The 12707-nt window shown below is 34.4% G+C and carries 10 protein-coding genes and 1 other annotated feature (1 of these 11 cut by a window edge); of the genes, 2 read left to right on the forward strand and 8 right to left on the reverse strand.

What is annotated here, in order from left to right; all coding sequences use genetic code 11:
• Position 1: 1 nt before the first annotated feature.
• From AC3RV6_RS10260 to AC3RV6_RS10290, 7 genes are all read right to left on the reverse strand, one after another.
• Entirely contained in the window at positions 2 to 445 is a 444-nt protein-coding gene (locus AC3RV6_RS10260) for a hypothetical protein (protein ID WP_489745946.1), read from the reverse strand.
• 240 nt (positions 446 to 685) lie between these two features.
• Complete coding sequence (locus tag AC3RV6_RS10265; protein WP_489745947.1) at positions 686 to 2077, reverse strand: hypothetical protein; 1392 nt, start codon at positions 2075 to 2077, stop codon at positions 686 to 688.
• A 15-nt stretch (positions 2078 to 2092) separates the two neighbouring features.
• A complete protein-coding gene (locus tag AC3RV6_RS10270) occupies positions 2093 to 2557 on the reverse strand; it encodes a prepilin-type N-terminal cleavage/methylation domain-containing protein (RefSeq protein ID WP_489745948.1) in 465 nt (154 codons plus the stop codon).
• 26 nt (positions 2558 to 2583) lie between these two features.
• Complete coding sequence (locus AC3RV6_RS10275; protein ID WP_489745949.1) at positions 2584 to 3042, reverse strand: type IV pilus modification PilV family protein; 459 nt, start codon at positions 3040 to 3042, stop codon at positions 2584 to 2586.
• A 116-nt stretch (positions 3043 to 3158) separates the two neighbouring features.
• On the reverse strand, positions 3159 to 4886 hold the full coding sequence (locus tag AC3RV6_RS10280; protein WP_489745950.1) for a sensor domain-containing diguanylate cyclase: 1728 nt from the start codon (positions 4884 to 4886) through the stop codon (positions 3159 to 3161).
• Between the two features lie 22 nt (positions 4887 to 4908).
• A complete protein-coding gene (locus AC3RV6_RS10285) occupies positions 4909 to 6429 on the reverse strand; it encodes a sensor domain-containing diguanylate cyclase (RefSeq protein WP_489745951.1) in 1521 nt (506 codons plus the stop codon).
• Between the two features lie 275 nt (positions 6430 to 6704).
• Complete coding sequence (locus tag AC3RV6_RS10290) at positions 6705 to 7901, reverse strand: bifunctional folylpolyglutamate synthase/dihydrofolate synthase (RefSeq protein ID WP_489745952.1); 1197 nt, start codon at positions 7899 to 7901, stop codon at positions 6705 to 6707.
• 61 nt (positions 7902 to 7962) lie between these two features.
• Here AC3RV6_RS10290 and AC3RV6_RS10295 point away from each other — a divergent pair, with 61 nt between their 5' ends.
• Together AC3RV6_RS10295 and AC3RV6_RS10300 are read left to right on the forward strand one after the other, a co-directional pair.
• Positions 7963 to 8829: an ATP-grasp domain-containing protein gene (locus AC3RV6_RS10295; protein WP_489745953.1), complete on the forward strand. Its 867-nt coding sequence runs from the start codon at positions 7963 to 7965 to the stop codon at positions 8827 to 8829.
• Positions 8826 to 9629 (forward strand): ATP-grasp domain-containing protein, encoded by an 804-nt coding sequence (locus AC3RV6_RS10300; protein ID WP_489745954.1) that lies wholly within the window; start codon positions 8826 to 8828, stop codon positions 9627 to 9629. Before AC3RV6_RS10295 ends, AC3RV6_RS10300 begins: the two co-directional genes overlap by 4 nt.
• 125 nt (positions 9630 to 9754) lie before the next feature.
• On the opposite strand, the gene AC3RV6_RS10305 is transcribed toward AC3RV6_RS10300, so the two are convergent.
• On the reverse strand, positions 9755 to 12400 hold the full coding sequence (locus AC3RV6_RS10305) for a valine--tRNA ligase (protein WP_489745955.1): 2646 nt from the start codon (positions 12398 to 12400) through the stop codon (positions 9755 to 9757).
• 70 nt (positions 12401 to 12470) lie between these two features.
• Positions 12471 to 12707: a binding site (T-box leader), on the reverse strand; it runs 4 nt beyond the window's last position.

Below are 12707 nucleotides of genomic sequence, written 5' to 3' on the forward strand. Positions count from 1 at the left end.
TCTACATCTTCTCCTTTTTCGGCATAATGACATCATTTTGATTAGAAGACATCCAATTAGCCAGATCATCTTCTACCTTATAATCCATGTCTCCATCATCCATACTAATTGTTCCGGCTTCTTCTAACTTAACATACTTTTCAAGTTCACTTTCAGTTCGGGGCTTCTCCACTATTATTTTGTGTTGTTCCTTTTCTTTCGATGCTACTTTTCTAGCTATTTGCTTATCAAGTAATACTGAAATAGCGAAAGCAAGGCCGAACATGACAAGTATTGTGTAATATAAAGAGAAGTTTTGGCCAATAAAAACTCCAATAAATGAGATGAAAACTCCGATTATTGTGATTGCTAAAATCGGACTTGCAAATTCCCACTTAATATTAAGCCAGTAAACTATCGGAATTACTATCAGCGCAAAACCAAATAAAAAAATATAAACCATCATAAAAGTATTATCTCCTTCCAGCCAATAATATAGAACACGTACACTTTTCACTAAGTAAATCACTTTATTTATTATTTATTTTTCATAAAAAACAATGATAAGATAAAAGTATTGATACATCCTAGAATATCAATACTTGTTAATTTTCGAACGCACACTTTTTAGTGTTGATAGCATTACATGAAATGAAATAATGAATGATACTAGTCATATTCAGATAGAAAGTCTTAAAAAAATATTTTAGTAAGAAACATCAATATTAGGAGTATCCCATACAGGCTCATTAGTATTAGGTAAACTATCTCCCAAACAATTATTAAATAGAACATCCGGATTTTTGTTAAACTTTTCTCCATTTATTGCTATATAATTTAATTGACTATCCTTTGGCGGTAATCCAGCAGATTTTCCTTGCACATAATAAATATAGCTAGAGTTATCACCACTAATTTTATTCAAGTAAACGTTATCTCCTACACATACTTTAGAACCGTTATTAATCGTAGCTATTTTTTTACTATTGTTATTTTCTAAATCCCCATAAATAACTACTTTAGAATTATTTGTTATATCTAATTTAGAACTGTTGACTAAGTTACCTCCAATAGTAATTATAGAAGAATTAAAATTTATATCCTTACCTACTTCTAAGTTTTTTTTAATCAATAAAATGGATTTCTCTAATTCCATATGTTGTTTAACTTCAAAATTACTTATTGTCATGTAAGAACTATTTTTAAAGTCTTTAAAGTTATGAAATACGGATGTTCCTTTCACAAAAAATTTAATGTTTGAAGCGCCATTAACATTAAAGGATTCCTCAATATTACCATCTACATAGACTTCACTTTTTTTAAAATCCGACCCAATATTACCTTTATTATCTTTCGAAACATTTCCATTGAAATAAAGAACTGCATTCTTTGCTTTCTCAACTTGTTTAACATCAGAAGCTAGACATGTTATACCTACAATATCCATCGGACAAATTAATGATGGTTTTTTTATAAACGGAATCTCCCCAGTTTTAAACCAGCTCCAATCTGTAGTTCCAGTTCCAGTTCCTACACCTGCATTATCTCCTACAAAACTAGCAGGATCAAATGAAGGTATTATAAAGGTTTGTCTATAACTTAAAGTTTTATTAATACTATCCAAAAGATTTGAACCCTGTATCTGACCCTCCACTTTAATTACACCTGGGTCACCTGACACAATAATTTTCTTTATTGGATTCACTAGTGAAAATTGATAAGTTTCATTAATATCTTTTTTAGAATCTTTGTTTAACGCCACTATTTTATTATCCAAAATACCTATAAGTTTAGCAACTATTGTTGCTTGAATATCAATGTAAGTAGGTTTCCCCTTATCTTGACTATTAATTAATTTTTGAGCATCATCTTTCAATTCTTTAATTCGACTATAATACTCATTCTCTAAGGCTGTTTTGTAATAGTCCACACCCATCTCTGCAGCCATATAAGATAAATTATTTTTATCTACAACAGTTTCTTGTTTAGCATTACTAATTGAGGCTCTTATAAATACAGCAGAGGCTATTGAAATGAATACAATTAGCATTAGTACAATTACCATTGCATAACCTTTTTCATTTTTTGTAGTAATCATTAAAACCCTCCCTTTTTATTTCACAGATTTATATCGTGTTATTGTAGATTTCAAATTTACTTTCAATTTATTTTTATTCGGATTTATTATAGTTAAATCTATACTTAAGTCCTCTTTTTTCGGATAAATTTCAACTGATTTTTCATAAGGTTCTTTAGGATATATTTGGCCTGATATTTCAACTATGTATTCATAGTTAGAGCTAAGTTCTTCATTTAAAACAATATTTTTATCACAACTTATTAGTTTAATATTATTATTTGTAATTCCTAGTTGATAGCAATCTAAAAGACGATGTTTGCTCTGTATTTCAGCTAATATATAGTTCGCTTCCTGCTGTAATCTAAGTTTGGATGTCTCTGTGACATTATGTTTAGCCGAAATAAAAAACGTTGTCCAAATTAGAAGAACGACCATAGAAAGAAGGGAGAGTGTCGCTAAAAGTTCAACAAGTGTTATACCTGATTCATTTTTCTTCACATTCAATCTTCCCCTCTACTAAATCATTAATCTTTCAAGTAACCGAATGTTTCACTTATAACCTTAGTATTTTTTAATACTCTAATATGAATTTTATATAAGGATTTCACCCGGTTATCTTTGTGAAGGTTTTCAATATCTTCCTTATTTAATTGAGGTTCAGTAAAGAAATCTGCTTCAATAATATAATCTATTGGGTTATACTCATCCTCTTTTTTAACATATCTATTATATTTAATAGGTTTTGGATGAGGATTAGTTAAAACATAATCACTTTCCAGGTCACTAATAGTACGAAGTTCCGCCAATTCCTGCTTTGCCAAGTTCATTGTCTCAAGTTTATTTAAAGTCTTCTCATTAAAAAGCGTCATCTGAGGGAGTATGGTCATAAATCCTACAAAAACGATTCCTAGCAAAACTAGTGCCGCGAGGACTTCCACGAGGGTCATTCCTTTTTCATTTTTTTTCATGAAATAATGTCGCATCTCACAGACCTCCCATATATCTCTATACTACTATTATCATAGATAGCTAACGGATTGTCACTATATATATATAAACTAACAGGCCCAAAAGCACAAAAAAGACCTATCACGGTCTTTTATACAAGCTCCTCCATATGACTTACCCCATAAACACCAACCTTATTCCGCCCCGCTTGCTTTCCGCCAATATAAAGCGCGCGATCCGCATTCCTCATTATTTTTTTTATATTGTCAGCATCATCAGGGATACTAGCCACTCCAAAACTTGCGGTTATCCGAACATCGATTGGATCTCGATTATCAGATAAATCTTGAATTATTGTGAAAGGTGTACATTCGATTTCTCTACGTATTAATTCAGCACGTTCAACCGCTTTTTCCTTTGATACACCTGGCATCAGAATAACAAACTCCTCGCCACCGTATCTGGCTAGTGTTTCGTTGGGCTCCACATACAATTTTAACATTTTCGCGATATCGACTAAAATCAAGTTTCCACTTTCGTGTCCATAAGTATCATTCACTTTTTTAAAGTGATCAATGTCCATAATAATTGCAGACAACATGTCAATTTCACCTTCATCATAGCGAGTCATTTCCTCGGTTAGCTTTTCATCAAGAAATCGGAAATTATTCAACTTTGTTAATCCACACCGTTGACTTTTCTCCATTGTATTTTCAAAATACCTAGCCTTTTCCAATGAAATAGCAAAATAACTTGCCAATATGTCAATTATTTTAAGGTCTACCGCCTCAAAACTATTTTTTTTGCTAGAAGTAAGAAATAGAAATCCTTCCGTTTTATTAAAACGTCTAATAGGTACTGTCATAGCGCTTTTAGTTGTATTTAAATGAGGTAGGTTTTTTAATTTTAGATTAATAATTCTGTTGTTATATATTTTAAGTTTATTTAAATTCCATTCACATTCTCCTCCAAATGAGGAATCCAAAATAAATGGGCTGAAGTGTTTTATAATTTCACCATTTTCATACCCCATTAATGGAAAAAGCTTTTCACCTCTTACATAATCAATTACGTAAGCGTTTTCATAATGAATAACATCATTTAATTTAATTAAAAAAGTCTCTATTACTTCATCAAAACGAAGTTGATCTGCAAGCTTATGACCAATGTCACTGGCATACTGTAATTTATCGCTTAATTCATTTGAGTTATTAAACTTTTTAGCGACGAACAATAGGATAAGAAAAGGAATAGCTACAAGAATAATAGATTTATTTCCTATAAATTCTTGCAAGAAATAGAGTCCCACGCTAAACGGAAGGATAACTATTGTTGTACAGTAATCCCACAACGCGCTTCGTGAAAAAAGTGAATATTTATGTTTATTTAGATTAAAATAAATTTTAAACAAAAGAATATTGAGAAATGTATAAGTTGCCGCATATATAAGTGAGAAAAGTAGTAAACTCGAAAAATTCAACGAACCAATTTTCCCGCCTACTAAGTGAAAAACGAATGCACTAACAACAGAGACTATGGAAAAAATAATAGAATTTACGGTAAAACGTAATAAAAAAGATGTCGAGCTTTTACTAGTAAATAACAATACAATTAAGCAAATCTGAATAAATACTAATTCAGCAAACGTACCGTATTGCAAAAAAATAACAAATGTAATCCATCTTTCTAGTGAAATATTGATTTTACTAAATTTAATAGGGAGTAGTATAGTAACTAAAGCAATTGTAATTAGCCAAATCATATTTGACCATTCAATGCCTTTATTAGGTAGATAATTCCACGAAACATATACGGATACCGGAAGGACGACAATCCAAATGAAAAAAAGAATTGTCTGCTTTCTTTTAGTAACTACCATTTCTCGCCGCCCCTTTAATTCCTTATTTTACATAACCTGCAACACGGTTACGTCCTTCTTGTTTAGCCCATAAATAGAGCGCACGATCTGCATTCCGAAGTAAAGAACTACCTTCTTCAGCATCAGCTGGACCAGTAGAAACACCAATGCTAACTGTAATGTGAACCGAGACTTCCGACTTAGCTTCTCCTAAATCTGATATTATTAAAAACTCGGTGTTTTCAATTTCTAAACGAAGACTTTCTGCAAAAAGTACTGCTTCCTCTTTTCCAAACTCAGGAAGAAGGAAAACAAACTCTTCGCCACCATAACGAGAAACAATACTATCTTTAGGTAATTTCGCTTCAAGTAATTTTGCTAATCCACATAAAATATCGTTACCACTTTGATGTCCGTATGAATCGTTTATGTCTTTAAAATAATCTATATCTAACATCACTATAGAAAGCTCTTGGAAAAAGCCATTTTTCAACAGATTTATTTGAACATCAAGCTGCTCGTCCATATATTCATAATTATAAAGTTTAGTTAGCGCACATCTATTACTTTTTGTAACTACTTCTTGGAGATGCCGCGCTTTTTCAACAGATACTGTAAAATAAGAACATAGTAAATCTAAAATTTTTAGTTGATATTCTTGAAATTTATCTTTACTTGTAGAAGATAACAATAAGACACCCACAACTTCTTGATTGCGTGATATAGGCACGCAAAGTACACTTTGCATATCAGCAGGCGTGTAGTCAATTGATATTTCTTCCCATTCTTCGCGTTTAGAATAAATGAACGGTTTATTTTCGAAAAGAACATTACCAGCAATACCCTTACCAGTTGTAAGTATTGGAAAACTAACATCTACAAAACTATCATACTCACGCGACTTTACTAATTCCAACAAACCGTCATTATGCTCAAATAAATAAGCGTATTCCGTATCAAACATTTCAGTAACTTGTAACATAAATTCATCAATCACTTCTTGAGGTGTCAACTTCCCAGAGATTTCATGCCCAATGATACCTGCATACTCCAAATCATTATTAATTTTTTCAGCAGATTTATTTAATCTAATTAGAAGGACAACAATGAAGAATGGTATAACAACTAAAAATGTAGCTCCAATTCCTAAATTTAAATATAAAAAGTAAACTGTAAGTGATAACGGTATTAGAATGAACACCTTGCCAAAACTTATAATTGCATCTTTCGTAAAAATATCGGGTGTCACATTTGTATTTTTTGAAAACAACCACATAGTTAGACGACTAGATGCTAAATGAATAACTTGATAACAAGAAACAGCTAATAATAAAGTCCAAAAATCGATTGAACCAATTTCCCCTCCTACAAGATGAAATGCGCCTGAAGCAATAACCGAAAAGAGGTAAAATGTTAATGAATTAAAGAAAAAACGATATAGTTTACTCAAATTAATCGATGAGGTAAATAGGAAACCAAGAACCGTGATTTGCATAACGATAATTTCAACAACTAGACCATATAGTAAAAATGCTGGTACCGTTACCCAAAAGACAACGAACATTGGTGAACCTTTTCTCATAATGGGAAAATAAAGGCTGAGGAATCCGATTAAACTAAAAACCGCAATAGCTGCCAAATCTATATGCTGTGGTGAATAATTTATAAATATTATGAAAAAACCTATAGGAACGATTAGTAGCCACAGATAAAACAGGCGCCAGGTAGAGTTAGTAAAGATCTTTATAATTTATTCCCCTCCAACACTAAACAAAAAAATAAACAACGTAATGCGATAAAGTGAATAGAAAATATTAAATAATATAAGAACCAAAAAGTTTATCTTTTTGTAGGTATGAGATTAGCTAATAAATAGAGCGAACCTGTGACTATCTTCTTATTATTTTCTCCACTTACAAGTAGTATAGTATCACTTCTTTCATTTGTCACGCTTTTATTATTATGTTTGCAATACCTCATCAATTCTTCAGTTTTTGCAGCTTGGGGATGTTCAAAGCTAATAAAAGAGAACGAATTTGCCACTGGCATAAGTTCATCAAGTGTTTTTTCAATATCTTTCCCTTTTAGCATACCAATGACAAAATCCACTTTTTCTCCAGGAAACTCTGTACGTATTGTGTTCGCTAGAACTTTTGCTGCTGCTGGATTATGTGCACCATCTAAGAATACACCAGGTGCAATTTCTTCAAATCGATGCGGTAATTGAATAGTTCTTAATGCCCTCTCCACTCGGCTTTCAATAAGTACAACACCCGCTTCCAATAACGCTTCAATTGCGATAGATGCATTTCGTACTTGGTGCTCTCCTCTCATTTTTATTCCTTTTATTTTAAAAAGCTCTACTCCTTTAAATTGTTGTCTACCTAAACTTTTAAAAGGGCTTTTTAGTTTCTTAGCTTCCAAACGAATTATTTGGTATGCATCTTCTTCTAGTAAACCAGTTATGATCGGTATATTTTCTTTAATAATTCCCGCTTTGTGATAAGCTACTTCCTGAATTGATGTTCCTAAAAACTTTTCGTGTTCAAGCGAAATTGATGTAATAACGGAAACGATTGGCATTACTACGTTCGTACTATCAAATCTTGCACCCATTCCTGTTTCAAGTAGTATAAACTCAGGTTGGATTCTATCAAATGTTACGAAAGCAGCCACAGTCAGTAATTCAAAATCTGTCAGTAAGCCATTTAACTCAGCTTCTTTTATCTTTTTAAACGATAGATTTAATTCTCGTTCAGTAATCGCTTCCCCGTTAATTCGTATTTGATCATGTATGTCGTGTATAGCAGGAGATGAAAACCCGCCTGTCGTAAAACCATGTGCTTTAAGTATTCCTTCCATAAACGCAATTGTTGATCCTTTACCGTTTGTACCAGTTACATGAATTACTTTTAATTTACTTTGAGGCTCACCCATTTTAATAAGCGCTTCATTTATAGCGGTTAACCCCGGCTTTATGTCATTTTCACTTTCAATTTGCCATCTTTTTTTATATTCGTTCATTTTTGGAATCATCTGCATCCTCCGTATGGTAAAATTGATGTAGACATAGTATATCACGACCGGAGGAATCATTATGCAAAGTTGTTGGATAATTTACAATGGTAGTTTAACAAATGATAAATTTAAAGACCAAGCTGATTTACTTAAAGAAGCAGCAGAAAGAGCAGGTATAGTTGCGGAGTTAAAGAAAAATTATGAAATCCTGATGAACCTAGATATTGTGTTACAAAATGCGCCAGATTTCGTCATATTTCTCGATAAAGATATTCTTTTAGCGACATATTTAAAAAATAATGGCATTCCAATTTTTAACGATCCTGAGGTTATTGAAACTTGCGATAATAAAGCAAAACAATATATTAAGCTAGCTCACAAACAAATTCCAATGCCAAAAACAATTATTGCCCCTAAAGTATATCCTTCATTTACGATTCAGGATACAGGATATTATGAACGCGTACTTGAACAATTAACTCTACCTATGATTATTAAGGAAGGCCGCGGATCTTTCGGCATGAAAGTCTATTTAATTGAAACGAAAGAAGCATTTTATGAAAAAGTGCTTGAACTTCGTGGAATAGATTATGTTTTTCAGCAATTTATAGAATCAAGCAGAGGACGCGATATTCGAGTGAATATTGTAGGGGATCAAGTTGTCGCTGCGATGTATCGCTATTCAGAAACTGATTTCAGAGCAAATATTACGAATGGCGGTGTTGCAGAAAAAATTGAATTAACGAATGAACAAAAATCACTTTCAATTCGCGCAGCACAAGCCGTCGGCGCAGAGTTCGCGGGTGTTGATTTATTATTTGGTGAAAATGAAGAACCACTTGTTTGTGAAGTAAACGCAGCTTCACATATCCGAAATATTTACAACGTTACCGGGATTAACGTCGCAGATTCGATGATTGCCTATATATTGGAGAACCTAAAATGAAAGGGTTTGTTTATTACTCTAAAGAGGGTGCAATCAAAAATAACTCGTTCATTGATGACCTAATCGTTGAAGCGCAGACTGTCGGAATTGAGTTAAAACTTCTCGAAGGTGACGAAGAACCGAGTGAGGATGCAAACTTTATTTTATTCCGTGATCGAAACCCAGCTCTTTCAAAAAGGCTTGAACTTCAAGGTTTGAAAATTTTCAATCGCTCAGAAGTAAATCGTATCGCAAACAATAAACTTTTGACATATCAATTCGCTTTAATTCATGGAATCCCTGCTGTACCAACAACAATTATACGTTCAATTGATGAGATTCATACATTCCCAATCGTCCTTAAAACAATTGATGGCCATGCAGGTAGTGAAGTTTATCTCTGTTCTACTGCCGTAAAGGCGGCCAAGTTATTCCGGAAATTTGAGCTTCGTGAAATGATTGCACAGCCCTATATAGAATCGGGCGCTCAGGATATTCGTGTATTTATAGTAGGCCAAGATATTGTAGGGGCTGTTAAACGCACGGGTACCGATTCATTCAAATCGAATTATTCCCAAGGTGGCACGATTGAAAAGTATTTACTGTCTTCCCAGCAGGAGAAGGAGGCACTTACAATTGCGCGTGAGCTGAATAGTGATTATATCGGTGTAGATTTTTTACTTCTTGAAGACGGTAGTTGGTTATTGAATGAAATTGAAGACCCTGTAGGCGCTAGGTCATTATATAAAACCCACGACTTTTCAATTGCAGGAAAATTAATGCGTTACATACAAAAGTCTTTGCAATATACACATGTTTGATTAAACAATATATAAGGAAATAAATAGTACTACTTAATAAGTTAAAATATAACCCATCTTATAATTCGACATATTTAGTCAAAAAACTAGCCTCTCTGCATTTGCAGAAAGGCTAGTTTTTAATATTAAAGTTCTTTTAATTCTTCCATGCGCTTTTCAACTGTTGCATATTTTTCGAGATAGTCTTTTTCTTTCGCACGTTCTTCTTCAACGACTGCTGCAGGTGCATTGGCTACAAATCGTTCATTTGCTAATTTACCTTGAACGAGTTTTACCTCACCTTGCCATTTCTTCAACTCTTTCGTCAGACGCGCTAATTCCTCATCAATATTGAGTAAGCCTTCTAGTGGCAAGAATAATTCTGCCCCTGTAATTACTGCTGACATTGATTTGCCCGGTGCTGTAATACCTTTACCAATCGTAAGCGTTTCGGGGTTACAGAACTTTTCGATATACATGCGATTTGCTTCTAATATTTCTGCAGTAACGTCATCTCTAGTAGAGATATAAAGCGGTACTTCTTTACTCATTGGCGTATTCACTTCTGCACGAATAGTTCTTACAGAACGAATAATATCCATTAAAATTTTCATTTCAGATGCTTTTTCTTTATTAGTAAATGCTGCGTCTACTACTGGCCAAGGCGCGATTGTAATAGATTCCCCTTCATGCGGTAAGTTCTGCCAAATTTCTTCGGTAATGAACGGCATAAATGGATGCATGAGACGCATTGTATTATCCAGCACATAAGCAAGTACTGAACGCGTCATTTTTTTAGCGTCTTCGTCTTCACCGTATAGTGGTAATTTCGCCATTTCGATGTACCAATCACAGAAGTCATCCCAAATAAAGTTATAAAGTGAACGTCCCACTTCACCAAATTCGTATTTATCTGCTTGCTTCGTCACTTGCTCAATTGTTTCATTTAAACGAGTTAAAATCCAAATGTCAGCGACAGATTTCTTTCCAGTCAAATCTATTTCTTCATATGTCATACCGTCCATATTCATCAAAGCAAAACGAGAGGCATTCCATATTTTATTGGCAAAGTTCCAGACAGACTCAACTTTGTCGATTGAGAAACGGATATCTTGTCCAGGAGATGCACCTGTTGATAAGAAATAACGCAGCGCATCAGCACCATATTTCTCGATCACATCCATTGGATCGACACCATTATCGAGTGATTTCGACATTTTCCGACCTTCCGAATCACGAACAAGACCATGAATAAGTACGTCCTCAAATGGGCGTTCACCTGTAAATTCAATTCCTTGAAAAATCATACGTGACACCCAGAAGAAAATAATATCATATCCTGTAATTAAAGCATCTGTTGGGTAATAACGCTTGAATTCCTCGTTTTCTAAATCCGGCCAGCCCATTGTCGAGAACGGCCATAAAGCAGATGAGAACCATGTATCTAAAACGTCTTCATCTTGTTTCCAGTTTTCAGGATCAGCTGGCGCTTCACTACCTACGTAAATTTCACCCGTTTCAATATGGTACCAAGCTGGGATTCTGTGGCCCCACCATAATTGACGAGAAATACACCAATCACGAATGTTTTCCATCCATCTCATATACGTATTCTCGAAACGACTCGGCACAAAGTTTACTTTGCCTTCCCCTTTTTGCAAATCAATCGCTTGATCAGCAAGCGGCTGCATTTTAACGAACCATTGTGTAGATAAATAAGGTTCCACAACTGCACCACTGCGTTCTGAATGACCGACTGAGTGAAGATGATCCTCAATTTTAAATAAAACACCGCTTTCTTGAAGGTCCTTTACAATTTGTTTCCGACAATCAAAGCGATCCATTCCTTCATATTTACCTGCAACTTCGTTCATCGTTCCATCTTCGTTCATGACAAGTATGCGAGGTAAATCATGACGATTTCCGATTTCAAAGTCATTTGGATCATGTGCTGGTGTGATTTTTACAGCACCACTACCAAATTCCATATCAACATAATCGTCTGCAACGATAGGAATTTCACGACCAATTATCGGTAATTTAATCGTTTTACCAATTAAATCTTTATAGCGCTCATCTTTAGGATGAACAGCAACTGCAGTATCCCCAAGCATCGTTTCTGGTCGTGTTGTTGCGATTTCGATACTTCCTGTACCGTCTGCAAGTGGGTAACGCATATGATAGAAAGAACCTTGCACATCTTCATGAATTACCTCAATATCAGAGAGGGCCGTTTTTGTTGCTGGATCCCAGTTAATGATATATTCTCCACGGTAAATAAGCCCTTTATTATATAATTTAACAAATACTTCTTGAACTGCTGTAGATAAACCAGCGTCTAGTGTAAATCTTTCGCGTGAGTAGTCAAGACCGAGTCCAAGTTTACCCCATTGTTCGCGAATATGTGAGGCGTACTCTTCTTTCCAGTTCCAAGTTTCTTCAACAAACTTTTCACGACCTAAATCATAACGGCTTTTACCTTCAGACTTTAATTTCTGTTCAACTCGAGCTTGTGTTGCGATTCCTGCATGATCCATTCCCGGAAGCCAAAGCGCATCATATCCTTGCATTCTCTTCATGCGGGTTAAGATATCTTGTAATGTCGTATCCCAAGCGTGACCAAGATGTAGACGGCCCGTTACGTTTGGAGGCGGAATGACAATTGTATAAGGTTCTTTATCGCTTTCAGGTTGTGCTTCAAAATACTTACCTTTTAACCACCACTCATACCGACCTTCTTCAACAGATTTCGGATCGTACTTAGTCGGCATTGTTAAATTATCTTTTGTCATTATTTTTCCTCCTTCATTATGTAAAAAAGTAATTATTCTCCCTCTTGAACACAAAAAAACTCCTTTCGCCTAAAAGGACGAAGGAGCTGTTCGCGGTACCACCTTTATTCGTGCACAAATAGCGTGCACCTCAAAAATGTTTAACGGCTTCTAACCGGCATTTGCTACTGATATTTCCCTTTTATCAGAAAAACCCATTTCACAAATACTGCTCGCGGGTGACATTCGATGAGTTGTTCACAGGGCCTTTCACCAATGGCACCTTCTCTTTAGAAAACAATTTCATGTACTATCCCATTCTTCGCAT

Source organism: Sporosarcina sp. So3-204, assembly GCF_058068165.1.

Excerpts from the sequence above, each read along its gene's own strand:
- AC3RV6_RS10260 (WP_489745946.1), bottom strand. The coding sequence starts at position 445 with ATGATGGTTTATATTTTTTTATTTGGTTTTGCGCTGATAGTAATTCCG.
- AC3RV6_RS10280 (WP_489745950.1), bottom strand. The coding sequence starts at position 4,886 with ATGGTAGTTACTAAAAGAAAGCAGACAATTCTTTTTTTCATTTGGATT.
- AC3RV6_RS10295 (WP_489745953.1), top strand. The coding sequence starts at position 7,963 with ATGCAAAGTTGTTGGATAATTTACAATGGTAGTTTAACAAATGATAAA.
- AC3RV6_RS10275 (WP_489745949.1), bottom strand. The coding sequence starts at position 3,042 with ATGCGACATTATTTCATGAAAAAAAATGAAAAAGGAATGACCCTCGTG.
- AC3RV6_RS10300 (WP_489745954.1), top strand. The coding sequence starts at position 8,826 with ATGAAAGGGTTTGTTTATTACTCTAAAGAGGGTGCAATCAAAAATAAC.
- AC3RV6_RS10285 (WP_489745951.1), bottom strand. The coding sequence starts at position 6,429 with ATGTTCGTTGTCTTTTGGGTAACGGTACCAGCATTTTTACTATATGGT.
- AC3RV6_RS10305 (WP_489745955.1), bottom strand. The coding sequence starts at position 12,400 with ATGACAAAAGATAATTTAACAATGCCGACTAAGTACGATCCGAAATCT.
- AC3RV6_RS10290 (WP_489745952.1), bottom strand. The coding sequence starts at position 7,901 with ATGATTCCAAAAATGAACGAATATAAAAAAAGATGGCAAATTGAAAGT.
- AC3RV6_RS10265 (WP_489745947.1), bottom strand. The coding sequence starts at position 2,077 with ATGATTACTACAAAAAATGAAAAAGGTTATGCAATGGTAATTGTACTA.